This is a genomic window from Pseudoalteromonas xiamenensis (genome assembly GCF_030994125.1).
In the GTDB taxonomy this organism is placed as follows: domain Bacteria; phylum Pseudomonadota; class Gammaproteobacteria; order Enterobacterales; family Alteromonadaceae; genus Pseudoalteromonas; species Pseudoalteromonas xiamenensis_B.
The window spans coordinates 1,001,859-1,026,151 of the sequence record NZ_CP099917.1 but is presented as its reverse complement, the minus strand read 5'-3'; the positions used below and the strand labels follow the sequence as shown (position 1 = coordinate 1,026,151).

The window sequence follows — 24,293 nt, the reverse complement described above, 5'->3', positions numbered from 1 at the left end:
GCTAAGCATCCGTTTCATCACGTTTTTCGAGAGATTTAGCTGACTGCTTTAGATTCAACATGAGCACCAATACCGTGGCACAGGACAGCGACAATGCCGTTGCGATTGCGGCGCCTTCGATGTCATATTTTGGAATAAAGTAAAGGTTGGCCACTAAATCAATCATTATTGCCGCCGCGCCAACATAAACGATTTGTAAGCCATTCCCGTTGTACTGTTGCCAAGTAACACTCGGTGCGGCAAACGCCCAAACACTGTAACCGGCAATCAGCCAAACAAGTGCGGGTTCCGCGTTGAGATAACTGTCACCAAAAATAGCTAACAACGAATTCGAAAAAATAAACAAGACAGTCGCTATTACCGCAATCACCAAGATGGTGATGCGTTGGGCTTTTTTAAACAGAACAAGGGCTTGATCTGGTTGTTTGTCAAAATAATGGCCTATCAACGGCATAAATAGACTGGCAATCGTCACTTGGGTTACGGGAATAAGGTGCGCCAACGTATTCGCCGCGCCAAAATGACCGACCACGTGCTCTTGTGAAATCAACTCCAGCATAAAAATGTCCGTTTGATTCAGCAGCATCGTTACGAGCATGGCAAGCATCATCGGAATGGACAATTTAAGCAGTTTGGAGGTATCCAAATGGTAAGTCGGTTTCAAGGATTGCAACAACCCGAGTTGTTTTAGATACCTGAATTGCCATAGCAAAATAGCGATGACAACGATAATCCCCGCGGCAATGACATGAATAACCGACATCGAAGTAAAATACTGAGCGAGCAACAGAACACTAAGTGCTTTTAGCACAGGAAGTACAATGCGCCATGGCAAGTTCGAGGCGGCGAGTCTTTTTGCACTTTGCAGCACTCGGCTTAGTATCGCGCCAACTGCAATGAGTGGGACAGCAAGGACCATAAATGCCATAGCGTGATGGTCTTGTTTATCAAAGGACAACAGATACAAAAAGCTGGCAGCCCAAGTTAGCGCAATAACGATAAAGCTCAGAACAAACGCATTTTTCAGGTAAAACGCCAAATAATCAACAATGGTACTGGTTTGCTGTTCTGAGATAGGTCTAGCTAAAATACGGGGAGCTAACCTATCGCCTCCTAATAAAACGAGTACCGACATCAGTGTTGTGAAGCCATAAGCAACTTTGTAGTCACCGTATTCGTGCACACTTAGATGTCGACTTAGGGTGAGGTTAAAGGCATAGTCTGCTGCGTATCCAAGAAAAATGGAAATCACAAGGAAAACGGCCCCGCGGCTTAAATACTGATTGTGTTGTTCTGACATACCAGTCTGAATTTAAGAAGAATAATGAATCATTTTAACATTTATTTATCATTTGGGGCATCTTCTCGAAGCACGATATGGGATTTATTGCGAAGTCGTTCAAGCAGGTAGGTCATGACCGCCTTTATTCTCGGCGTATGGCGCAAATTGGGGTGCGTGAGTATCCATAAATCAAGAAAGGGCCTGCATTCTTCGTTAATCGGCACGAGGTTAGGAAAGTGTTTTGCAATATAATACGCCCCTCGGATCATACCGAGTCCTTCACTGGCCATTTTGTGTCGCGTCACTAAATCCTCAACCTTAAAACGTACTGGCAGGTGCGGCCATGGTGATTGTTCGGTCCAATTTGCATCAATGCCGGTTATCCATTCTCGTTCAGGCACAGGCGTGTGTTCTAAATAATCGGTCGCAGCAAAATAACCAACATAGATGGGAAACACTCGGTGTCCAACTAAGGTATCACCCGGTGCGTTCGAAACGCGGATCACGATGTCGGCTTCACCTTGATTGAGGTCAGCAAAGTCGTACGATGTTGTGATTATAAGGTCAAGTTCGGGGTGCCGCGTTTGGTATTCAGTTAAGTCATCCAGCAACATAAACTGCAGAATCGCCGGTGGAAGAGAGAGCGATATTCGACTTTTTGGAGCGACATTCATACTGGAAAGTACACGCTCTTGCTCGTCAATCAGTGAACGCATCTGTTGTGCTGTTTCAACAAGCATGCGCCCGTATTGCGTGATTGCAAGCCCTGATTGAGTTGATTCAACGACAACAGAGCGAGCAGCACAATTTAATTGGGCAAGTCGCCTTGAAACGGTGCTGTGGTTTACCCCCAATTTCAGTGCTGCTTCCCGAATACTCTGACTTTGATGTAGTGCAAGGAGTAGCCGATAGTCATCCCAATTTTCCATTCGTTGTGCCACACCTCTCCATAACATTATGTTTGTGGAATAAACGCCGTATCTGCAGAGTGAATTGCAAATGCGACAATACGCCAGCCCTGTTCCTGTTTATACAATGTATAGCTTGCGCCGACAACATCTACGATGTCAGCATTTTTATCGCGCCGAATGGCAATGTTGCTGGCCAGCGCCATATGCTCCCCAAGCAAATGTATATCAACCTTTTGCCAGTTTACGTGTGTTACGCCTCTTGCTTTTAAGGCGGTGAGGAATTGTTGTATCTGACTATGCAGTTGTTCATCTGAGTAAAATTTGGGTGGTCGGCTGTCAGACATAACAAGAACGTGTTCTGCATACAATATGGGTTCAAACGGTAGTTGAGACGATTTAATATACTGATTGTATTTAGTCGATACTGAAATTCACTTAATTGATTGATCTTCTTGATGATCTAAACGATCTTACTATCCTCATTTTGCAAGGTTTACATTTTCACCCCGCAAAACCTTGCAAAATGGAGATCAAAAATGAAGCCAAAAGCGACCAACCATACACCACAAAAACACCTGTTCGCGATCGAATTGATTGACCTCGTGGCACCCAACCATGAACTCGTTAAGTTGGCCCACACCATTGATTGGCAGCGTTTAGAAGCCGAATTTGGTCAACTTTACAGTGCAGATAGTGGCGCGTTGGGAAAACCGATTCGATTACTGGCTGGATTGGAATATCTTAAACAAATTCATAAGCTTTCGGATGAAAAAGCCGTCGCCATGTGGTGTGAAAATCCCTATTGGCAGTATTTTTTTGGGATGCAGTTTTTTACCCATCATATGCCGTGTGACCCAAGTTCTATGGTGCGTTTTTGCAAGCGAATTGGCGAGCAAGGTACGGAATTAATGTTGTCGCTCACCGTCGATGTCGGACTAAAAGTCGGCGCGGTAAAAGAAAGTAGTTTGCGCGAAGTGGTGGTGGATAGCACCGTGATGGACAAGAACATCAGCTTTCCAACCGACAGTAAACTGCTTGAACGATGCTGGAAAAAACTAGTCGACCTTGCCAAACACGCAGGTATCACACTGCGACAAAGCTATGCGAGAGCAGGTGTGAAGGTCGCAAACTCAGTCAGTCGCTATGCGTATGCCAAACAATACAAGCGGATGCGTAAGGCGTTGAAAAAACAAAAGTCGTATCTTGGCCGTGTGTTCCGCGACATTCTTCGTAAGTTAGATACCAACCCTTCAGCGGCGCTGGTCGTTCAACTCCGCCAAGCTGAAAAACTGTTAAAACAAGATAAATTCAGTAAATCGAAGCTGTACTCACAGCATGAGCCACACGTTGAATGCATAGCAAAAGGCAAAAGTGCAAAACCGTACGAGTTTGGGGTGAAGGTCAGCGTGGCAACGACGGTGAAAGAACAGTTTATACAGTGCTGTCATGCGATGCACGGTAACCCTTATGACGGTGACACCTTGTATCGCACCTTGAGGATAGTCGAAGACGTCGCCAACGTGCATCCGTTTACCTGCTTTGTAGACCGAGGTTATCGGGTTCATATGGCAGAGCGCTACGATGTCTTTATTGCAGGTCAAAAACGCGGCGTGACACCTGCGAGTAAGAAAAAACTCAAGCGCTGCAATGGCATAGAACCCATCATCGGGCACATGAAAAGTGATGGCCATTTGGGATTAAACCGCTTGAAAGGCATATTGGGCAATAAACTCAACGCAATCTTAGCGGGTATCGGGCAAAACTTGAGAAAAATCCTAAGCCTATTGAGGTTTTTTTACGTCTGGATTTTATGTTGGTTGAAAATGTGCCTGAGTTGGAGAAATCGGACAAATATCGAGTTGTTTAGCTAGGCTTGTTGTGGATGAATTGGGAACTAAAACGCTCGGTTATCTGGAAAGTTGAGATTTTCAGAATCGACTAAGTAATTTATACAGCCATTTACAAATACAGTGTTTCTAATATTTACACAAAAACCCGATTGCTGTATAGTTCGCCCCCATTTTTCAGTGTAATAAACACCCAATTCAAAGGAAATATAGATGCGGATGTGTTCAACCGTTCCCTTACCTTATATCAAAAAATATGATGTTTTTGATACTTGTCAAGATGATAGTCAGCCATATCACGGAGGTAGACATGTTTAGGGGATTTCTCCTTTTCACAGCACTAATAGTAAGCATTGGTGCTCATGCAATCCAGTCTCCGTCGTTAAGTTCATCAAAAAGCTCGATGTATCTGGGCGACACAACGGAACTTTCTTGGTCAAAACCAAGTGGAACGGCGTACTTTCATTTGTGGGTAACAAAGCCCTCACAGTCGCCTTTGAAGTTTAGAAGTAATTACACTGGGACTTCGTTCAGCCGATGGATCCAAAATTATCCAGGTACGCACACTTTTTATGTAGAAGCATGTGATGGAAATGGGTCATGTGCCTCCTCTAACAGTGTTAGTGTATATATGCAAGAGCGACCAACTATTCCAGATACGCCGGGAGAGCCAGATGTAAATTGGGATCTATATCATCCGGTTGGCGCATCTATTATGGTTAAAATTCCAAGTGTTTCTGGGGCTGACTATTATCAAGTCTATAATGGGACGTCGACAACCAGCAAGTCGGTAAGTCGCACTTTTTACAGTAGTAGTTGGGAATATATTCCATCAGTGGGGAGTGGACCGAATTACATTCGTATTCAAGCGTGTAATAGTGCAGGTTGTAGCTCAGAAAGTGCGCCAAGACGGATTGTTATCTTTAACAACCCAAGTGCACCTAATGTTTCAGTTAGCCCTACGGTGGTGGGTAAAGGTGGCACAGTTAAGGTCGATTGGAACCGTCCTGACGGGCTGATTTGGTCGGGTGCTTATTTCAAGCTTAGTTGTATCAATAACAGCGGTACCGACGTTTGCGCTCAAACCATTCCACACATTGGCGGCTCTAATAAATCTGAATATTCATATAGTTTCAATGCCAATGAGGTAAGTGGATACGATATTCAGGTAAAAGCATGTAACAAAACAGATTCTTATTGTTCAAGTAGTGTAATGCGTACGGCTTATGTTGCCCCTGCAGTGCCAGGAGACCCAGCTTATAACGTAGCTTGGGATTTCTATTACCCAGAAAACACCACAATGACGCTGAACTTGCCTCAGTCAATCGAGGGGGCAGATAGCTATGATGTGTATTACTATGATGAAGGCACAACACCACTGAAAGTATCGCACGTTGCTACATCACAAAAGTCAATCAACGTTAACGTTGGTGCTTTGGGTAATCATCAGCTCCAACTCGCTGCTTGCGTTACATCAAGATCAGGTGGTTATCATTGTAGTGGCAAAAGTGAAGGGCGCAGGATAGTGGCGTTTGTACCACCAGTCTCACCAGAACTATCAATTTCACCTACTAAGCCTGCATTGAATGATGATGTGACGGTGACATGGAATCGTCCGGATAAGCTCATCTGGTCAGGTGGGTATTTTAAATTAAGTTGTGTCACTAATGGGAATAAAGACATTTGTGATGAGAAGATTGACCACATAGGTGGTTCTCACAAAGCACAATATACGCATACATTTAAAGCCAGTGAGGTGGCGCAATATTCAATTAGCGTAAAGGCATGTAACAAGTCGGATAAGTCTTGTACAACGAGTAATTATGCTCTGTTTGAAACAGCTCCAAGTCATGGAGACCCAAGCTATAACGTTGCTTGGGATTTTTATTATCCTGAAAACAGCTTGATGAAAGTAACCTTAAGTCAAACTATCGAAGGCGCTGATAGCTTTGATGTGTATTATTACCCAGAAGCGGGCACGCCGAAGAAAGTTGCACACGTTGGTAAGAATCAACAAACGATTAATGTGAATGTGGGCGAAAAGGGCAATTATTCATTGCAGCTTGCTGCATGTATTACATCTGACTCAGGGCAATATCATTGTGGAGAGAAGAGTAAAGCTATTCGTATAGTGTCATTCTCTAAACCTGATGCCCCAACAGTAATCGTAACGCCAGAAACAGCAAATGTAAACGACACAGTCACAGTAAATTGGAACCGACCTGATAACCTTATTTGGTCCGGTGGTTATTTTAAAGTAAGTTGTGTTGGGGAAAACGGTGTTGAACAATGTGGTGAAAAAATTGATCACATTGGAGGTTCTAAAAAATCAGAATACACCCATGAATTGAAAGTTGCTAATGCTTCAGTTTTAACGTTTAAGGTTACTGCGTGTAATAAAACAGACGCAACCTGCTCTAGCAGCAACCTAGTATCTAAAACAATTGGTCAAGCTCAAACACCAGTGTTAAGCGCGACTAAGCATGACATGTTTTTAGGTGATACAACGGTTCTTTCTTGGACCAATCCAAAAAATGTAAAAACATTTAATATTTGGGTTGAGAAACCAGGCCAAGAGCCACTTCTCATTGTACAGGGATATACTAAGACCTTTTTTAACCGTTGGATACAAAACTATCCGGGGGTACATACCTTCTATGTTGAGGCATGCCAAGAAAATGGCGTGTGTGTCGCATCGAATCGCATAAATATAACAATGAAACAGGGTCGTGTAGATCAATATCCAGTACTCACGAGTGCAAAGAGCTCGATGGTATTGGGTGACAAAACACTACTCACATGGACGCGTCCGGCAGAAACAACACACTTTAATTTATGGGTAATTAAACCGGATCAAGAAGCGTTCGCTCCGTGGACAGGGTTAACAGATACGTCATTTAATCGTTGGATTCAAAACTACCCGGGGATACATACCTACTTCGTAGAAGCCTGTAATGCCAAAGGAGAGTGTTTTAGTTCAAACCGTGTTGAAGTTAGCGTACATCCCTCTCTTGGTGTGCTTGAAGACCTCGTATTAGAGGCGCCAGAACGGGCATTTCTAAAATCAAAAGGTTCCATAAAATGGAAGTTCACTAAGACTCAAGAAAGACAATATGAGCTGACTTTATTTGTCAAAAAACCAGACGGTGAACAACTTGTTGAATTGGCAAGTAGCAGCAACAATCAGGCAAGCTCGTTTGATTATCTTTTTGAAAAATCGGGCGATCATTTCTTCTACGTGCAAGCGTGTGCATTGGTTGAACAACAGCAAACTATTCCAGTTATTACGGATAGTCTATTTACACCTGTCGGTGAGGTGTCAAAAACGTGTAGTGACTTAGAACCGACAAAAGTAACAGTCTCAGTAATCAACCAAGAGTTTCTACCAGAGAACAAAGGTGATGAACTAACTTGGTCAAGCTTACCAAGCGGCAGTACAGTTACGATAGAAAGCGCTACGTGTAGTGATAACTGTGATATGGCCTCACTTAACTGGAGTTTGTTGGCAACGCTTAAAAATGGCGAAACAAGCTTAGCGCTGAGTAACTCAGAGGGTAAAGTTTACCGCATTAAAGTGTGCTTTGCGGATGGCAGCTGTACGTCTTGGATGAGTGTTGATGCAGAGCCTGCCAAGGTAGAAACGCCACAAACCCCAGTTATGGCGCAAGTACCCGATGCATCCTACAGCGCATTAGGTATGATTGATGCAGATGTGGACGTTAACTCTGCAGGTAATGCAACATACGAAACGTCGATTGAAGTACCCGTTGCACCAGGTGGTTTTACGCCGGAGTTGTCGATCCAATATTCAAGCGCCGGTGGTGACAGTGAGCTTGGCTATGGTTGGGCACTAGTTGGTCGTTCAACGATTGCAAGGTGTCGTCGCTATTTAGAAGAAGATGGTTATTATCAGGGTATTCAGTTAGATGAGACGGATGCAGTCTGTTTAGATGGCCAACGCTTAGTGCCTGAGGTCGCAGGGAGCAAACTGGCTAGTGGTACGACATACCGTCTAAAATCTGAACCGAATGTTAAGGTTGAGTATTTGGGTAACACAGGGTTTGTGGTGTACTTGCCATCGGGTGAGCAACATACCTACGGCAACGTTGACAATGCCCGCGTAAAAGAGGTGGCAAGTAGTACGGTTTATCAGTGGCATCTGAGTAAAAAGTCAGATACTTACGGCAACGTTATTCACTATGAGTATCAAGGTTCCGATACTGAACGCCTCCGCTTAGCTAAAGTTACCTATGCAGGTAATACCGTCGTGTTTAATTATGAAACACGACCGGACTTATATAAACGTTATTTCTTGGGCACACTAATTACAGACGATAAGCGTTTACGCTCTATCGTGGTGACAAATCACCTTAACCAAGACGTCAATTATTATGGTTTTGATTATGTAGCCAGCCGTGCAAGTAATCGAACCTTGCTTGATTCGATTAGACAATGCGCGGGTCAATATGGTGGCTGTAAAACGCCCACAACATTTGATTACAGTGATGATGTACCAACTGGTTTGGTCGAGAACAGTCATTTAATTTCTTACGACATTAAGTCTGCATTTGGTTTAACCAGCCTAGAAAGACCAGAAATCAAATTGATGGACCACGATGGAGATGGTAAGCAAGAGCTGGTTATCTTGGCCGCAGCAGATGACGACGTGAACTTTCAAATTCGTAACTTTGCTGTTTCGACGACAGGCATTTCTGAGTTAGGCTTGTTAGCTACAGGAAAATCAACAAGGCGTCATGTAGGTGAAGACGCAAATGAAGAAAACGTATATGTGCATCGAAGAAACTGGCACGTAACTGATTTAGAGAATGATGGTCAAGACGAAATTCAAATTCTCCCATCAAATGAAACGGAAATATATGGAGATATCTTCGGTGATGGCGTACAGCGTCCGGTGCAGAAATATGACAGCGAGGCACTTGGTGAGATTTGGGATTACTGGAGTGCTTGTTCACAAATGAGTCGCTGTGACGCGACTTTGGATGTGGTTGGGCTATTTGACTTCAACTATGATGGTCTTGTTGATAGATTGATAGGTGCATGGGGGATGGAAGTTGACGCTCATACCGGTCGAACCTTTTCAAGTGCAAGGTCTTTTATATTAATTAATACCAGTAAAGGGCAAGTTTTCTCAGAGCGTTATATTGACCCAAGTGTTGGGATGAATAGTTCAGTGGGCGGGGAGATATATTCTGAAAAACTGCAAGGGGATGTCAATGGTGACGGCTATGCGGATTTTCTAGGAAAGTGCTTTGATGGTGTTAAATTTAGGTCTTGCTCTGAGGTATCAAGTATTGATGAACCTCCAAGGCTTGGTCCTCATGAAGAAGTCGCTGTTCATGCATATATAGACATTAATGGCGATGGCCGAGATGACTATGTCTTTATGGAAGATAAAAAAGTTAAGGCCCAGTTGAGTCATCCAACACTGAAGTCAGAAATTACCCTAGCGGATGTAGGCGATAGAATCGATGGCACACCTCATATAGTGGGTTCAGGAGCTAGCCAAGTATTATTTGCTGATTTAGACGGTGACGGTCAGCCAGCGATGATTGCTTTTGATCAGCTATCCGGCATTGTGTATATCTGGCACGATGCAAACCAAAGTAATCAGCCAATCGATAGACTGGAACACGTTCGAGTGGAAAAAGGACCAACACACGAATTCGGTTATACGACTTTGCTTAATGGTCATACCGCCGACACGGATGCGAACACTAAACATTGGGGTAATGGGGCTGCAGTTAAAGATGTCAGAAGCGGTGGTTTTGTGGTGTCAGGTTGGGCGGCACAAACGGCAGCAAATTCAACACGAGAAGATTCAGAGCAAAGATTTGCTTTCGATTACGAAGGTCTCAAGGTGCAAGCCGGTGGTCGTGGTGCATTGGGTTTCAAAAAGGTCACTAAAACCAATGTTAGTAACGGCATAGTAGAAACGACAACGTATCGACAAGATGCGCCTTTTACTGGCCAGCCAGAAATTAAAGAAAGGTCTTATCAGGGGGCTTTATTAAGTCGCTATAGCGTTACAGACTGGCAAACATTGTCATTATTCTCAGGGCAAGTGGTTAAGGGGGTTGTGAAAGGCTCACAAACTACTACGTATGTCTTAGATGGAGAAAATGGCCATATCGAAGGCTCTAGAAAGACGGACCTGAAGACAGAAACCAAGTCAATTGACTATGAGGTGGTAAATAACAGCTATATTCGCCAATCTGCACTCACGTCAATTGAAACAGACCATATTGGTGGGTTCACATGGCATACACAGCAAAGCTTCCAGTATGACGATGAAGACACAAACAACTGGTATCTTGCGCGTCCGACGACCAAAACCGTCACGTCAACCTTGAAAAGAGGGTCAATAGAGCACTCACAAAGTACACAGCGTTATACAACGTCGTACAATGATGAAAACCGTGTTGAGTATACTGAGCGAGGGGTGAGCGAAGAGGGTACGCCAGAGTCGGAGCAAGTATACTTAAAAGAAGCGTTTACGTATGACAGTTACGGTAATGTACTGACGACAACTCAGTGTAGTCAACATTACGCGGACAACTGCACAACAGCGACCATCAATAAAGGCGCGTTACCGCTTTATCATATTCTTAATCGTAAGCATGTTGAGTATGACCAAGGGCGTCATATACGCAGTGAAAGTAATGGTTTATTCACAGAATACACCTACTCAAACCACAATGCATGGGGCTTACCACAAACCGCTGTAGATCCACATGGCGTCACCGAAATTAGACGTTATGATGCGTTTGGTCAGTTGTACTTCTCAGCGCGTGCAGATGGTAGTTATGCCAGCTCAATAAAAAGTTGGTGTGACAATAATTGCCCGCAAGGCGCAACGTATAGAATAGAGAATAAAGCCTCTAATGCGCCGACGAAAGTGGTGTATTTAGATATGTTTGGTCGTGAACTGGGCTCAGACCAACAAACCCTAACCGGTGGTTGGATATCTCAGCGCAATGAATACGATAACTTTGGTCAACTTGTAAAACAAAGTGTGCCGTATCAACAAGGCGATACGGTGTATTACGAGGAAAAGCAGTACGATGTACTGGGGCGTAGATGGCTATCAACCTCTCCGAGTGGCATTACCAAACAAGAGCGTTATGTGGGCGCAACCCAATATACGCATGTATCTGGCACCCATAACGGCCCACTGAGTGACTATGCGACGATTAATTACACATTAAGTAAAACCCATAACGGTTTTAACTTACTGACCACGGCCGTAGATGCGAACGCAGCAAGCACTGAATATCGTTATAACGAATTGAAACTGTTGTCAGAGGTCCAGGACCCAGATAAGCAAAGTGTGTATATCGATTACAATGCGTATGGGCATAAAATCTTTATGAACGACCTCGATAAGGGGCAAATGAGCTATGCGAATGACGCGCAAGGTAATGTCGTTAAGTTTACTGCGGCAGATAAAAGCGCGACGCTGCATAGCTACGACAGTCTTGGTCGAGAAGTACAAACTAACGTACTTGATACTGCGGGTAATACCAGCAAGGAGAGTCAATTTGAATTTGATGGTGCGTTTTTAACTCGTCAAAGCAGTACTGAAGGTGACTTAACGAGGTTTACACCGGATAGCTTTGGACGTGTTAAAGAGGTCGGAAGATATTTAGACGGTGAGCAATTGACCAGCTCAACGACTTACGACCATTTGGGCCGAGTATTCCAAGAGTTTGATGTATCGGGTGACAGCCGAGGTGTTCAGTACGAGTACCAAAACGGGTATGCGATAGCGCTCAAAGAAGCACGAAATAGTGAGACTGTGTACTACCAAGCGCAGCAAATGGATGCCTTTGGTAATATAACCCAATGGCAAACGGGTACGGGCGTAACCAGCAATGCGCAGTATGATGAAAAGACGGGCTTCTTAAAGTCAATCAACACAGGTCATGGTGTTGTTCAGGATTTGGTCTTTGAATACGATGGGTTGGGTAACTTACGTGCACGCCAAGATAAAAATGGTGACACGGCCAGAGATAACTTACTCGAAGTGTTTGGTTATGATGAGCTAAACCGTTTATCGGCAGTGACGATGAATGGGGTGAATACGTTATCAATGAGTTACTACGATAACGGTAATATCAAAACCAAGTCAGATGTACAGTCAGGTCAATATTATCAATATTCTGGCAAAGCGAGCCGTTGTGCAACGCCTGCGGGAACGCATGCCGTATCCAGCATCGGTCAGCTCAGCTACTGTTATGATACGCGTGGTAACCAAACATATGCTTACGATGGCGGTACACGAACGAGACAGGTTTGGTATAGCTATTTTGATAAGCCAACGCGTATTGTGTCGCAAAAGGCACAAACGGAGTTTAAGTACGATGCCAAAAACAGTCGTTTTCAGCGCATAGATAAAGAGGGTGATAAAACCACCACAACGTATTATGCGGGTAATACCGAGGTTGTAATCGAGGCGGGTAGTAGGCAATATCGCCGTTATATTGGTGACTTTGCCATCGCAACGGTAACGGGGCGAGTGCAAACAACACGATATATGTACAAAGACCACTTAGGGTCAACGGATGTTATCACTGCAGAAGATGGTGCGTTAATAGAGCGCCTAAGCTACGATGCCTTTGGTCGTCGTCGAGATGGACTAACGTGGGGTAAAATACAGCAACTGTATACAGACCCAAGTGTACAAAATGCACTTGATATTACTGAAAAAGGCTTCACGGGTCATGAGCATGTAGACCATGCAGAAGCGATCCACATGGGGGGGCGTATTTATGACCCGACATTGGGACGCTTTATGCAGGCAGACCCATTTGTGCAAGAACCTACCTCGGCGCAGAGCTTTAACCGTTATACGTACGTGTTTAACAACCCATTGAGCTATACTGACCCTACGGGGTATTTGTGCACACAAAGTGGGTGGACGTTTGAATTTTGTAATGGTGAAGAAAAGCAGAACGAGCAGGATAAAGCGGCAGGCGAAGCTGTTTCTGAGCAAAATGTTAACCGTGACATACAGGGGAAAGAAGGTGAGTCGGAAGCTGCGTTGAATGGTACCACAAAAACTGAAACACCTTCTGATAACGCTGTAACACTAAACCCTAGCGATGATGACACCACTAAAGCAGCGGGAGTTTTAGCTGTTGGCTGGGGAGGAGCAGCAGCGGAACCAACACCTGCTGGTGAAATTGTCATGGGCGTTGCGACGCTCGCCGCTGCCGCATATTACGGCCCAGAACTCATGGAAAAAATGAGAACTGAAATTGACGGCATAATGAAGAAGGCTGCTGGACCAGACGGTGTTCAATACTCATTACGTGCAACCAAAGATGGGGTGTACCCTTGCTTTAATTGCTCATCAGGTGTCACAAACCTCAAAGCAGGAGATGTTTGGAAGTTTGGAGAAACCACCAACCCCACATCTAGATATTCACCCACGTTCTTGCGGACAAACAACCTCCGACAAGTAAATGAATTTCATGGGAATCGAGTGCAAATTAAAGTTGTAGAAAAAATGAAGATATACAACCACGCCTTGATTAACTTTAGCTTGCCCCCGGGCAATAAGATATTTAGATAATTATGAACATTGGTTTTGCAATTGAAATAGACATGGAGGCTGATGAAAAATCAGCCTTGATACAAAGTTTTTCGGATTCACTTACCGACCAGTTTAAGGACAAAGAGTATGGTGAAGATATAGAAAACATCGACATTGGTTTTATATGCTTGCGTTCTGTACCGGGCTTTGAGTCATTCTCAGCCAAGAGAAAACCAAAGTACATTGCGAGTCAGCAAGTACCACTACTTGATGGAAGTACAAAAGAGGTAAATAACACGTTTACCTTTGACATAAAACTCGACAATGAATCGTATGAAGCGTTTGTTAAGGCATCCGATAGTGAAGCTTTAAAGTTGCTAAAAAACGAACTAATAGAGTCACTACCATGCTTTGATTCATTGCCCAAAAAAGTGAAGAGATTTGATGTAGAACTATTCAAGTCTGATGTAATCAAATTCCTTCTAGGGTAACCAGCAATATAGTCGCACCTTTGCCCGGATCCCGTAGGGATCCGGGACATCACTTTTACCCATCATCACAGTTTTACACCAACTTCAGCATTACTAGCAATCCTCATAACCGTATAAATCTTTCCAGTTATCACCTATAATCTCGAAAGTTATGGAGAGCCAGATGAGTAATATCAGCAACTTAGAAGATTACAGAAACCCCGCCCCAAACACCGAAAACTCGAAAGTTATCAATACCCGCAAATATAAAGATGTTCGTGAACGTGAATATCTAACATCATCAGAGATTGAGCGCATCAGCAAAGCAGCCAAATCGGTCGGTCGCCACGGTCATCGTGACAGTACCATCATCATGGTTGCTTACCATCACGCTTTACGTGTGTCGGAACTGGTAAACCTGAAATGGTCACAGGTTGATTTAACCCAAGGTCTGATTCATGTGAACCGATTAAAGAATGGTGTTGCTAGTGTGCATCCGTTGAGTGGTCAGAGCATCCGCGCATTGCGTAAACTGAAACGTGATTACCCTGACACTCAGTACGTCTTCATCACCGAACGCAAAGGTCCATTAGTAGCAGATACCGTGCGTAAGATGATTAAACGTGCTGGTGAAACGGCTGGGCTACCATTCCCAATTCATCCACATATGTTACGGCATTCAACTTGATATTCCGGCGTAGACCAGCGGGTTGTTGGCATATAAATACAGCCATCACATCATAAGGGATAACAATATGAACCACTCTAACCAGACCATCTGTATTGATGGCATATCATACGGTGTAGACCAACTGGTCGACTGCAAGGTAATTGCGCGACTGGTTGGTCTGTCACACAGAACCATTGAAGATATGGCAAGTCGCCGAGAATTGCCAATGTATAAAGTTGGCAGGTCTAACAGATATTGTATTGCTGATATTCTGACATGGCTTAGTGAAAAACAAAATTAAGCTTCGGGCTTGGTTAACCATTGAAACCATTCTTTGTTGCCTTTCTTACCCCAGATGGCATGTTTTTTATGCTTAATCAAAATATCTTTTACTTTGGGGTGGGAAATTGAAAACCCCTGCATTTTTAGTTCTTTAGCTATGGTTGCGGGTCGCCACTCGGTGTGCTTTTCTTTGAACTCCAAAACCATTCGTTCCATATTTTTCGAAATCTTATTGGGTGACTTTTTGGGTTTGGTTGACTTGTTGTCCAAGCCTTTTTTACCTCTCTCCTTGTACGCATCAAACCATCGCTTTACTGACTTTTCCGACACGCCAAACTCAGCCGCAAGTGCTGAAGCTGGTTCGCCAGACTTGCGGCGCTTCACTATTTCAAACTTTTTTTCAGTGCCTATTCTTCCCATGGGTTAAGGGTTATAATAAAGCCGGTAGGGTCAAGTCTTGCATTTTGCACGATCTTTTCTGTACAGCCTCGTGTCATAATGTTGATGATAAATTTATTTGTAAATTAACCATTTGTTAAACGAATATGTTGAAATCCAACCCATAAAACGAGTCAAAAACGTCGAAATCCAAACCATAAACACCCCCAAAAACGTCGAAAACCAAACCATAACTACCATATCAACATACTCAGCTTTTACATTTATTAACGTCAAGCTGAAGCTATACTTATGAATATTTAGCTACTTATTGGACAGAAAAAAACATGGAACAACGCGACTTGAAAGCGCCAACAAAAGAAATGCTAGCAGATGCTACGCCTTCGGCATTCAAAGCTGTTATCAGGATCATGGAGTCTTGGTCATGTAGCCGCTCTCAAATGTCCATCGTATTGGCCATTCCCTAAAGTACACTTGGCCGCTATATGAAAACGCCAGAGAAAGCTCGGCTTAGTCGCGACCAACAAACGCGATTAAGCTACATTCTAAACATCTATCAATTGATTCGAATGTCATTTAACAACCAAGCCAATGTCGATAACTTTATGTCGCTGAAAAACTATAATGGCCAGTTTAAAGGAAGAAGGCCTATCGATATGCTGCTTGAAGGCAGCATAGAAAATATGCGAGATACCTATCGGCACATCGACTCTCTTATTTATGCTCGATGGTAAATCTAAAGATAGTTTCACCTAGAGCGCTTCACGCGCAACTATCTACTTTTTTATATAGATAGTTGCGCACGAAGGAAATCTATGACTATTTTCTGCTCATGCAATGTTTGAACTCGAAAACCAGTATTGTGAATATTCTAAACTCTAAATGCTTCTTGCATTCCAAGCTGCTCTTGCCTGCTAATACCAATATCTGACGCTATCGCTTCCCAGTTATTCACTGAGAGCATCACTTCGTCATAGATTTTCTTAGCCTCCGATTCTTTCAAGTTAAAGTAATCAGCCACACTAAATGCCAAACCATAATCTAGCTCATTTGACATGTCATCTATGTTTAGGTGTAAGCCGGTCTTATCAATAGACGGGTTTAAATCATAAGCAGGTGACAGTGCCCATCCTTTTTTGGTTAGCAAGAAGCCGTGATTACGTAAATGGTCATCGGTATTAGATACCGCAATATTAAACACAATACGGCGCCACAACTGCGCTAAATCTTTTTGAGTTTGGGAGCCATTTACGGTTAGGAACTCTGCTAGCTCTAGATAACTTGCATCTTCTGTTTCACCTCTGCCGTCATAGTACTGAAGCTGCGTCATGGCTGATGAAAAGTGTATTCGTTGGCCTCTATCTCGGTCAAATCGTTTAGTAATAAAAGTGTGATGAGTAGAGTTAAACTTTTGAATGTCACATGGATACATATCAATGCCAGAATCAAGGGCTAACTTATGGCAGACCATTTCCCAAGCGCCGACATCTGTCGTGTCGTTACTATTGGGAAACTTGGCTATCCATAAATCATTGTTATCATCATGCACACATGCTTTAGGCCGAGCACCACCTAATGAGGAGCCTGGCGCAATAAGCATGCTTAGCCAACGGTAATACTCGTCGCTATCAATGTTTTCATCGTTTTCGATCATCATTGAGGCATATTCTAGTTGTTTAAGTGACGCCATGGACGGTGCAGCATACTCAGCATTATCATCTAAGAAATTGCCTTCTGACTTTGTTTTGAATCGTAAACCGCCCATTCGATATGAGTCATGAACGCCAAGTAAATAATCCATGGCTGTCATTCTGGCGGTCTCTCTGTGGCCATTTTTAAAATCGAGAGCTGCACGCCGCTTCATTAATAACTCGCCCCAACGGTCTGGGCAAGAGTCTAAAAACACGCGGAAATTCTTATCACTTCTATCGTTGTAATGCTCGCCAGAAGTTAATGTCAGTGACGGGTCAAGCTGCATGCGAAACGGAGATGTTAAGAATGCTTTATCGTATTCAAAGCTAAATACGCCACCTCGTGATGTTTCCTGAAATAAAAGGTGGCCAGCTAAAATAGGTTCTTTTATTGGAAACCAAGAAGCATAAACTTCAGTCGTTACTCGACTCATCGCTTTTTCTCCAATAACTTCAAGTCTTGAAGTTTACTTCCCAACTCATCGTGCCCAGCCATATCTGCAAAATTACTTTCCATGCCAAACACCGCCATCACTTTTAAGTACGTGCCTATAGCAACACCTGGGTCGCCGTTGAATACTTTAGTGATGGTTTTAGGGTCTAACCCTGTCCGCTCTGCTACCAATGACTTGGTGAATTCTCGGCGTTTCATGGCGAGAAATAAGTCTTCACCAAACGTAGTAAGGATCTTCTTTTGCTTTGGAAACAGCTTTTTGTGGCCTGCTACACTTGTCATGCTTAACTCACTAGGGATTATTATCCCGTTAATTGCCCATTAATGCGGATAATTATCCCTTAAAAATAAAGTTATTCAAGTTTGAGTTTTAAGCTTACTGCTTTGTCTAGGGATAATTATCCTGTTAAACGCGCTTTAATATGGATAATTATCCCTTTTAGGTGGTAGTTAACAGCAGTTGCTCCTTTCAAGAACTGTGCTTTTAAAAGTATCGAATTGAACAGTATGATACTCACCAGTGCGATACTTGCATCAGCCGAATAGTTTGCAAGCAACCTTCCTCTTGTATCTTTAGCATTAAGCTCTTTGTTAGTCTACGAAACTGCTATTTACTAGGTGGTTCATCATGATGATTTAAGTGGTTCAGGTTATTATCATCAATGGTTTAACCTGCTAATTTCTTTGGTTCAAAGGACCGATATTTTGCACATCCATATTCTGATCTTTTTAACCAGTGGGATCTTTTATATAGGGACAGTTATAGTTTTAAGCTGGACCACTTAAATCATTTAATTGGACCATAACTAGTTTGTTGCCTAGTGAGATGTTCAATGATTCTTTGTAACCATGAACTCGTTAAGTTGGCCCACACCATTGATTGGCAGCGTTTAGAAGCCGAATTTGGTCAACTTTACAGTGCAGATAGTGGCGCGTTGGGAAAACCGATTCGATTACTGGCTGGATTGGAATATCTTAAACAAATTCATAAGCTTTCGGATGAAAAAGCCGTCGCCATGTGGTGTGAAAATCCCTATTGGCAGTATTTTTTTGGGATGCAGTTTTTTACCCATCATATGCCGTGTGACCCAAGTTCTATGGTGCGTTTTTGCAAGCGAATTGGCGAGCAAGGTACGGAATTAATGTTGTCGCTCACCGTCGATGTCGGACTAAAAGTCGGCGCGGTAAAAGAAAGTAGTTTGCGCGAAGTGGTGGTGGATAGCACCGTGATGGACAAGAACATCAGCTTTCCAACCGACAGTAAACTGCTTGAACGATGCTGGAAAAAACTAGTCGACCTTGCCAAACACGCAGGTATCACACTGCGACAAAGCTATGCGAGAGCAGGTGTGAAGGTCGCAAACTCAGTCAGTCGCTATGCGTATGCCAAACAATACAAGCGGATGCGTAAGGCGTTGAAAAAACAAAAGTCGTATCTTGGCCGTGTGTTCCGCGACATTCTTCGTAAGTTAGATACCGACCCTTCAGCGGCGATGGTCGTTCAACTCCGGCAAGCTGAAACACTGTTAAAACAAGATAAATTCAGTAAATCGAAGCTGTACTCACTGCATGAGCCACACGTTGAATGCATAGCAAAAGGCAAAAGTGCAAAACCGTACGAGTTTGGGGTGAAGGTCAGCGTGGCAACGACGGTGAAAGAACAGTTTATACAGTGCTGTCATGCGATGCACGGTAACCCTTATGACGGTGACACCTTGTATCGCACCTTGAGGATAGTCGAAGACGTCGCCAACGTGCATCCGTTTACCTGCTTTGTAGACCGAGGTTATCGGGGTCATATGGCAGAGCGCTACGAGGTCTTTATTGCAGGTCAAAAACGCGGCGTGACACCTGCGAGTAAGAAAAAACTCAAGCGCTGCAATGGCATAGAACCCATCATCGGACACATGAAAAATGATGGCCACTTGGGATTAAACCGCTTGAGAGGCATATTGGGCGATAAATTAAACGCAATCTTCGCGGGTGTCGGGCAAAACTTGAGAAAAATCCTAAGCCTATTGAGGTTTTTTTACGTCTGGATTTTATGCTGGTTCATTATGCCTTTGGAGCGCGAAAGTCAGCATGAGACAGAATTAATGGGTTAGATAAATTGACGGTTGTCACCTAAAACACTCGGTTATCTGGAAATCTCAGTTGAGATTTTCAGAATCGACTATTTAGCCATATAGTTGGTAAACAGCGAGGCAATTGCTTGCTTTTCTGATTCAGCACATCGCGTTGTCGTGCTCCATATTAATACCGTAATTGCAGATGTTATTTTAAGAAGCAAACTCATTGTTGTAGTCTCCCGATTGTTGTTCTGTAGTCGCCAAATACAAATTAACAAAGACATTCAGGTTCGTCGTGGAGTGTTTTTGAATCTCGCTGGTGCAAAATTGCACCAGCTGACTATGGGTACTGCTTACGCAGAGGCTCGCTTTTGAGTTGATTTAATAATGGACAGGTTACTGATGAGTAAAAAAGCCGTGCAACAAATCAGCGTAACTTTGACAGTTGCATAGTAGTCGTAAATAAATTGCCAATGATAAAACTGAGAGGCCAACGTTTCGTCAAGCCCAAGTCTTTCCATATTTCGGATTTGATTTTCTACAATAGCTGCAATGTCGACAAAGCAAAAAGCAAAATAGACTACTATCATCGGGGCGTGAATATGGCATTTGTCAAAAAGAGACAGTATTTCTTTTAACGATCTAGATTTATGAAAATAGCATGCAAGAGTTTGGTAATTCCAAATGCAGGTAAGAGTAATTGAATCCATTATTAAGTGTATGGAGTATATAGTATTGTTCTGGAAATATCCTGAATATTGATTGTATATGAATAGCTTGAATGGGATAGTAAACCCCAGTTCAATAATTGTAGATGCGACAATTGTTAAAATAATAAACTGTGATCCTAAGGATTTTTTAGATAAAAAATAAACCGCGATTAGCGCAAGGACAAAAAAGCTTAGGTAGTAAACGCCAGAAGACATTGCAACGAGAATAATTAAACTAAGTTCTATTCCCTTACGTGCAATCTCCTTCAGTTTGAACTCTTCAGACGTCTTCAGTTGATAATCATACTCTTTTGTCCCTTCAACGATCTCCGAAAGACTTAAACGACTAATTTGCGATAGCTTGATCAACGTATCGAGTTTAAAAGACGACTTGCCATTAAGATAATCGTCTAAGGTGGATTGACCAATCCCCAACAAATCACACACACGTTTCTTCGTGTAGCCGCGTTTGGCTTTTAAGTTATCAATAATTTCTCTAACACGTTGTGTGACTTCAATTTCTTCCGGGATTTGCATGGTGATTAACTTAATGAGATTGTTTTGGGCGAGCGATGAAGCATCAAATTACTATACAGTAAGAAAAGAACAAAACAGACTAACGTTGTTTTTATCTCTGGATAGTGATGGAACCAGAAAGTCCAATGGGAAAATCGAGCTGCAAAAGAGTCATTAATGCCGATTTTGTCTAAATGTCGGATCAAATTTTCTGCTAATGCGATAGCGTCGGTAAGACAAAAAATAAGATAAGTAAAAAGGAGTGGGCTGAGTATGCTGCTTGTATTGAAGTACACAAGTCGTTCCTTTAAAGGCTTTCTATACAAAATGAATAGAGAGATGGTTTGGTAATTACGAATGCAAACGAACGTAATGATATCCATTAGTAAATGGATTGAGAATATCGTGCTGTTTTGTATGAAAGAAGAATACTGGCCATATATATATCGTTCAAAAGGGATGGTTAACCCTAATTCAAAAACCGAAAGAATAAGTATAAACGCAGAGAAAAGTTGGCCGTGAGGTTCCTTCCTTGATAAAAAGGTAAACACGACTAGTAGAGGAATGACTAGCAATAGGAAATTAGCCCCAATCATAGAACCGAGTAGAACAATAAAGCTCAGCTCGATACCTTTACGGATAAGTTGCTTGATTTTTAAATCGCTGGTTTCGTGCAATTGACGGTCATAATTTTTAGTCCCTTCAACGATATCAGAAAGACTTAAGCGACTAATTTGAGAGAGCTTGATCAACGTATCGAGTTTAAAAGACGATTTACCATTAAGATAATCATCTAAGGTGGATTGACCAATGCCCAATAAATCGCACACGCGCTTTTTGGTGTAACCGCGTCTTGCTTTAAGCTCATCGATTATCTCACGAACGCGCTGTGTGACTTCTAGCTCTTCACAGGTTTGCATTTCAGTTTTTTTCTGTAATCTACCTCCGATGTAGAAGTTGAGATCCTGAGGTTGCTTTTCTAATGAAAAGAGAAATAAATAAAAGTAAAACTAATGATAGTAAAGCGTATTTTATATATTCATAATTATTATATAAAAATTGAAAATCACTGAATTTACTAGCCGCCTCAGCCGGAAAGCCAATTTTGTCTAAATGCCTCAAAAGATTTTCTAAAAGTGCTAAAGTATCTACTATGCAAAATAGAAGATAGACACCTAATAGAGGTGCATCAAGAAGAGATTTTTCAAAAATTTCCTTTTTAGTTTCTATAGAAATGTTTTTTATGTATTTTAGGCAGATGCTTTTTCTATTTGAAATGAAATATGCGATTAGTATGTCAATTATCAAATGAGAGGTGAAAATTATAGAGTTCTGGATGAAGCCGGGTTTGTGTGTTATTAACTTGAATATAGTCAGGCCAAGGAGTGATTCAACTATAGTGAACGCAATAATTACTTTTATTAAATACGTAAAGTTAAATTCGTCTTTGTTGAATGTAGCCATCAGAAGTAGAAGTAAAATAAAAAAAGGTAGTAAAATCAAGTCTGAGTAAAGATAGGTAGCGCCTATTGCTCCAAATATAATAGCCAGTAAAATCAAATTTTTCAGTGAATTCATATATCCTTCCCAAGCCTAAAGACCTAACTTATCTATTACTTTCGGAGGCGTTGGGATTTCAGCCATTACGGGGGCATTTACTTGCGCTGGATCTGTACCTTTGTGTCCGCCAGAACCACCACATACTTGTGATGATAAGAGATTATTAAGAGTTTTGGCTTTTGATAGGTTCGATTGCTTCTTCATGTTGGGTGTCCTTTTTTAATTCCTGATCAAATTCTTTTGTGCCTTCAAGAATGTCGCCTAAACGTGTGCGACTAATCTGAGCAAATTTAATGAGTGTACCTAAGCGAAAAGAACTAGTGCCATTGAGGTGGTCATCTAACGTGGTTAAGCCAATCCCCAGCAGCTCACTGATTTTCTTTTTGGTATAGCCTCGTCTGGCTTTCAGCTCTTTAATAATGGTATGGATCCTAAGTGTGACCTCATACTCTTCGGGTGATTGCATGGCTCCCTCAATGCTAAAACGCCAAACTTTCGCATTACATTGTTACCTTACCTAAAACAATGGATGTTATAAAGTTTGAAATATTAAATTAAGTAAATTAAATCCCTGTATTTACAGTGTATAAATAGCGTTAACAAAAATATCATATCTTGAGGAGGGCGAAAAGTTTTTAAGCTTCTTGTGTCTCTTTTTGTAACATAATCATTGTAGTATGAGGTTTGTGCGGGAATATCATGGAATGCGGCCCTTGGACGAGCCGCTAAAATGATGTTTACATTTGTGCTGATAAAGGCACTTGCTTGCGACTTTGTTGTGGCTTTCTGCGTCTCAGCCATAAGTAACACCCAGTAATCGTAAAGATGAGAGGTGTTAATCCAATTAAGCACCAAATCATTTTACTGGGAAACCCTGCAAAGTAACCAAAATGCAGTTTCCGAAAGCTATCAACCACCGTGAAAAAGACAGGTGCTTCGCGAATATCAAAGTTCGGTTCAAGTGCTCCGGTGTCCTTGTTGAACGTGACGGTCGATGAATATTCACTTGAAAGCACGCCAATGTTGCCGACTTCACCAAAGAAAGTAATTTGACGACCTTCTTCAAATGGGAAAAGTAAATACGTTGCTCTAAATCCCCCCATTTGCGTTTGCGCATTTTTTGCCATTGCATCGAGTGAAAGTGCTTGATTGTATAGCGGCCCAGTTACCACCTTCTCTTCATCATGATGCTCAAATTGATGATGAATTATCTCCGAAATGTTCCAATACGCACCGGTAAAGCCGAGGACAAAAAGGATAGGAGCTGACCAAATGCCCGTGAGCTTGTGAAGATCGCTAAAAAATGCGGTGCGTTTTACGTTCAGCCGCAAACTAAAGAACTTTTTCCAAAACTGTCGATATATCACGAGTCCGGAAATGCCCATAAACAATAAGATGATTGAGACTACTCCGGTTATCCAAAGTCCAGTTTCACCAATCAGAAATTTATAGTGAAGGTCTAGCAACCAGTCGGTTAGATAGAAATTAACGGGGACGGGCTCTGAGCGGACAGTGCCCTGATATTGATCGAGATAGACCTTATACCAATCAAGTGTCCCGTGTTTTATCAGATAGATGCGGTCAGCCGTGTGTCCATCGTCAAAGATTTCCCAGCTGCCAATTTCATAATGTCGAAACCGATTCGTAAGCAAAGTACGTAATTGGTCGTAGGGAAGGCGGGCACCCACTTGTGCGTCGACTTTCGCCAACTCGGGCATTAGCCAGTGATCTATTTCTTCTTTGAACACAAGTACGCTGCCAGTCAGGGAAATGACTAAAAGAGGAATGGCAACAAGAAGACCCAAATACCGGTGCCAAAGGTGCAGTGTTTTTTTCATTCGGTGACGTCCTTAAAAAGCCAACCACCGAGTTCGGT

The 24,293-nt window shown here is 42.5% G+C and carries 20 protein-coding genes; 8 read left to right on the top strand and 12 right to left on the bottom strand.

Annotation, left to right across the window (positions count from 1 at the left end):
* Position 1: 1 nt before the first annotated feature.
* The 3 genes from NI389_RS04680 to NI389_RS04670 are packed head-to-tail and all read right to left on the bottom strand — an operon-like array spanning position 2 to position 2,537.
* Positions 2-1,300, bottom strand: coding sequence for an oligosaccharide flippase family protein (locus tag NI389_RS04680; RefSeq protein WP_308361866.1), 1,299 nt, complete (start codon positions 1,298-1,300; stop codon positions 2-4).
* A 41-nt stretch (positions 1,301-1,341) separates the two neighbouring features.
* Entirely contained in the window at positions 1,342-2,223 is an 882-nt protein-coding gene (locus NI389_RS04675; protein ID WP_308361865.1) for a LysR family transcriptional regulator, read from the bottom strand.
* A 14-nt stretch (positions 2,224-2,237) separates the two neighbouring features.
* The gene (locus NI389_RS04670; protein ID WP_308361864.1) at positions 2,238-2,537 is read right to left on the bottom strand and encodes a DUF6841 family protein; all 300 of its coding nucleotides are present in this window, start codon (positions 2,535-2,537) and stop codon (positions 2,238-2,240) included.
* 192 nt (positions 2,538-2,729) lie between these two features.
* Between NI389_RS04670 and NI389_RS04665 the strand changes: the two genes are divergently transcribed.
* From NI389_RS04665 to NI389_RS21115, 5 genes are all read left to right on the top strand, one after another.
* Complete coding sequence (locus NI389_RS04665) at positions 2,730-4,064, top strand: IS5 family transposase (RefSeq protein WP_308361863.1); 1,335 nt, start codon at positions 2,730-2,732, stop codon at positions 4,062-4,064.
* A gap of 607 nt (positions 4,065-4,671) precedes the next feature.
* A complete protein-coding gene (locus NI389_RS04660; RefSeq protein WP_308361862.1) occupies positions 4,672-13,635 on the top strand; it encodes an RHS repeat-associated core domain-containing protein in 8,964 nt (2,987 codons plus the stop codon).
* Positions 13,636-13,637: 2 nt separating this feature from the next.
* Positions 13,638-14,087, top strand: a complete 450-nt coding sequence (locus tag NI389_RS04655) for a hypothetical protein (protein ID WP_308361861.1) — start codon at positions 13,638-13,640, stop codon at positions 14,085-14,087.
* A 163-nt stretch (positions 14,088-14,250) separates the two neighbouring features.
* A complete protein-coding gene (locus NI389_RS04650; RefSeq protein WP_308361860.1) occupies positions 14,251-14,754 on the top strand; it encodes a tyrosine-type recombinase/integrase in 504 nt (167 codons plus the stop codon).
* Positions 14,755-14,821: 67 nt separating this feature from the next.
* Entirely contained in the window at positions 14,822-15,037 is a 216-nt protein-coding gene (locus NI389_RS21115) for a helix-turn-helix domain-containing protein (protein WP_372588615.1), read from the top strand.
* Here the strand turns inward: NI389_RS21115 and NI389_RS04645 are convergent.
* Complete coding sequence (locus tag NI389_RS04645; protein WP_308361859.1) at positions 15,034-15,438, bottom strand: helix-turn-helix domain-containing protein; 405 nt, start codon at positions 15,436-15,438, stop codon at positions 15,034-15,036. The two genes, NI389_RS21115 and NI389_RS04645, sit on opposite strands and share 4 nt — an antisense overlap.
* A 305-nt stretch (positions 15,439-15,743) precedes the next feature.
* Between NI389_RS04645 and NI389_RS04640 the strand changes: the two genes are divergently transcribed.
* Together NI389_RS04640 and NI389_RS04635 are read left to right on the top strand one after the other, a co-directional pair.
* Positions 15,744-15,884: a hypothetical protein gene (locus NI389_RS04640; protein ID WP_308361858.1), complete on the top strand. Its 141-nt coding sequence runs from the start codon at positions 15,744-15,746 to the stop codon at positions 15,882-15,884.
* Positions 15,885-15,902: 18 nt separating this feature from the next.
* On the top strand, positions 15,903-16,151 hold the full coding sequence (locus tag NI389_RS04635; protein ID WP_308361857.1) for a hypothetical protein: 249 nt from the start codon (positions 15,903-15,905) through the stop codon (positions 16,149-16,151).
* A 137-nt stretch (positions 16,152-16,288) separates the two neighbouring features.
* Here NI389_RS04635 and NI389_RS04630 read toward each other — a convergent pair whose 3' ends face one another.
* Positions 16,289-17,542 carry a type II toxin-antitoxin system HipA family toxin gene (locus tag NI389_RS04630; protein WP_308361856.1) on the bottom strand — a complete coding sequence of 418 codons (1,254 nt, stop codon included), beginning with the start codon at positions 17,540-17,542 and terminating at the stop codon, positions 16,289-16,291.
* On the bottom strand, positions 17,539-17,844 hold the full coding sequence (locus NI389_RS04625; RefSeq protein ID WP_308361855.1) for a transcriptional regulator: 306 nt from the start codon (positions 17,842-17,844) through the stop codon (positions 17,539-17,541). The genes NI389_RS04630 and NI389_RS04625 overlap by 4 nt, the downstream gene beginning before the upstream one ends.
* A gap of 551 nt (positions 17,845-18,395) precedes the next feature.
* Here NI389_RS04625 and NI389_RS04620 point away from each other — a divergent pair.
* A complete protein-coding gene (locus NI389_RS04620; protein WP_308361854.1) occupies positions 18,396-19,667 on the top strand; it encodes an IS5 family transposase in 1,272 nt (423 codons plus the stop codon).
* A 317-nt stretch (positions 19,668-19,984) separates the two neighbouring features.
* Here NI389_RS04620 and NI389_RS04615 read toward each other — a convergent pair whose 3' ends face one another.
* The 6 genes from NI389_RS04615 to NI389_RS04590 all read right to left on the bottom strand — a co-directional run bounded on the left by NI389_RS04615 (position 19,985) and on the right by NI389_RS04590 (position 24,255).
* Positions 19,985-20,878 (bottom strand): helix-turn-helix domain-containing protein, encoded by an 894-nt coding sequence (locus tag NI389_RS04615; protein ID WP_308361853.1) that lies wholly within the window; start codon positions 20,876-20,878, stop codon positions 19,985-19,987.
* A gap of 5 nt (positions 20,879-20,883) precedes the next feature.
* Positions 20,884-21,777, bottom strand: coding sequence for a helix-turn-helix domain-containing protein (locus NI389_RS04610; RefSeq protein ID WP_308361852.1), 894 nt, complete (start codon positions 21,775-21,777; stop codon positions 20,884-20,886).
* A gap of 19 nt (positions 21,778-21,796) precedes the next feature.
* The gene (locus NI389_RS04605; protein WP_308361851.1) at positions 21,797-22,435 is read right to left on the bottom strand and encodes a hypothetical protein; all 639 of its coding nucleotides are present in this window, start codon (positions 22,433-22,435) and stop codon (positions 21,797-21,799) included.
* Between the two features lie 15 nt (positions 22,436-22,450).
* Positions 22,451-22,621: a hypothetical protein gene (locus NI389_RS04600; protein WP_308361850.1), complete on the bottom strand. Its 171-nt coding sequence runs from the start codon at positions 22,619-22,621 to the stop codon at positions 22,451-22,453.
* Positions 22,581-22,883 (bottom strand): helix-turn-helix domain-containing protein, encoded by a 303-nt coding sequence (locus tag NI389_RS04595; protein ID WP_308361849.1) that lies wholly within the window; start codon positions 22,881-22,883, stop codon positions 22,581-22,583. The genes NI389_RS04600 and NI389_RS04595 overlap by 41 nt, the downstream gene beginning before the upstream one ends.
* Positions 22,884-23,154: 271 nt before the next feature.
* On the bottom strand, positions 23,155-24,255 hold the full coding sequence (locus NI389_RS04590) for a PepSY-associated TM helix domain-containing protein (RefSeq protein ID WP_308361848.1): 1,101 nt from the start codon (positions 24,253-24,255) through the stop codon (positions 23,155-23,157).
* Positions 24,256-24,293 lie beyond the last annotated feature (38 nt).

What these genes read in the sequence shown, in the direction of transcription:
- NI389_RS04680 (WP_308361866.1), bottom strand. Translation starts at nt 1,300, where the DNA reads ATGTCAGAACAACACAATCAGTATTTAAGCCGCGGGGCCGTTTTCCTT.
- NI389_RS04670 (WP_308361864.1), bottom strand. Translation starts at nt 2,537, where the DNA reads ATGTCTGACAGCCGACCACCCAAATTTTACTCAGATGAACAACTGCAT.
- NI389_RS04665 (WP_308361863.1), top strand. Translation starts at nt 2,730, where the DNA reads ATGAAGCCAAAAGCGACCAACCATACACCACAAAAACACCTGTTCGCG.
- NI389_RS04660 (WP_308361862.1), top strand. Translation starts at nt 4,672, where the DNA reads ATGCAAGAGCGACCAACTATTCCAGATACGCCGGGAGAGCCAGATGTA.
- NI389_RS04655 (WP_308361861.1), top strand. Translation starts at nt 13,638, where the DNA reads ATGAACATTGGTTTTGCAATTGAAATAGACATGGAGGCTGATGAAAAA.
- NI389_RS04650 (WP_308361860.1), top strand. Translation starts at nt 14,251, where the DNA reads ATGAGTAATATCAGCAACTTAGAAGATTACAGAAACCCCGCCCCAAAC.
- NI389_RS21115 (WP_372588615.1), top strand. Translation starts at nt 14,822, where the DNA reads ATGAACCACTCTAACCAGACCATCTGTATTGATGGCATATCATACGGT.
- NI389_RS04645 (WP_308361859.1), bottom strand. Translation starts at nt 15,438, where the DNA reads ATGGGAAGAATAGGCACTGAAAAAAAGTTTGAAATAGTGAAGCGCCGC.
- NI389_RS04640 (WP_308361858.1), top strand. Translation starts at nt 15,744, where the DNA reads ATGGAACAACGCGACTTGAAAGCGCCAACAAAAGAAATGCTAGCAGAT.
- NI389_RS04635 (WP_308361857.1), top strand. Translation starts at nt 15,903, where the DNA reads ATGAAAACGCCAGAGAAAGCTCGGCTTAGTCGCGACCAACAAACGCGA.
- NI389_RS04630 (WP_308361856.1), bottom strand. Translation starts at nt 17,542, where the DNA reads ATGAGTCGAGTAACGACTGAAGTTTATGCTTCTTGGTTTCCAATAAAA.
- NI389_RS04625 (WP_308361855.1), bottom strand. Translation starts at nt 17,844, where the DNA reads ATGACAAGTGTAGCAGGCCACAAAAAGCTGTTTCCAAAGCAAAAGAAG.
- NI389_RS04620 (WP_308361854.1), top strand. Translation starts at nt 18,396, where the DNA reads ATGATTCTTTGTAACCATGAACTCGTTAAGTTGGCCCACACCATTGAT.
- NI389_RS04615 (WP_308361853.1), bottom strand. Translation starts at nt 20,878, where the DNA reads ATGCAAATCCCGGAAGAAATTGAAGTCACACAACGTGTTAGAGAAATT.
- NI389_RS04610 (WP_308361852.1), bottom strand. Translation starts at nt 21,777, where the DNA reads ATGCAAACCTGTGAAGAGCTAGAAGTCACACAGCGCGTTCGTGAGATA.
- NI389_RS04605 (WP_308361851.1), bottom strand. Translation starts at nt 22,435, where the DNA reads ATGAATTCACTGAAAAATTTGATTTTACTGGCTATTATATTTGGAGCA.
- NI389_RS04600 (WP_308361850.1), bottom strand. Translation starts at nt 22,621, where the DNA reads ATGAAGAAGCAATCGAACCTATCAAAAGCCAAAACTCTTAATAATCTC.
- NI389_RS04595 (WP_308361849.1), bottom strand. Translation starts at nt 22,883, where the DNA reads ATGCAATCACCCGAAGAGTATGAGGTCACACTTAGGATCCATACCATT.
- NI389_RS04590 (WP_308361848.1), bottom strand. Translation starts at nt 24,255, where the DNA reads ATGAAAAAAACACTGCACCTTTGGCACCGGTATTTGGGTCTTCTTGTT.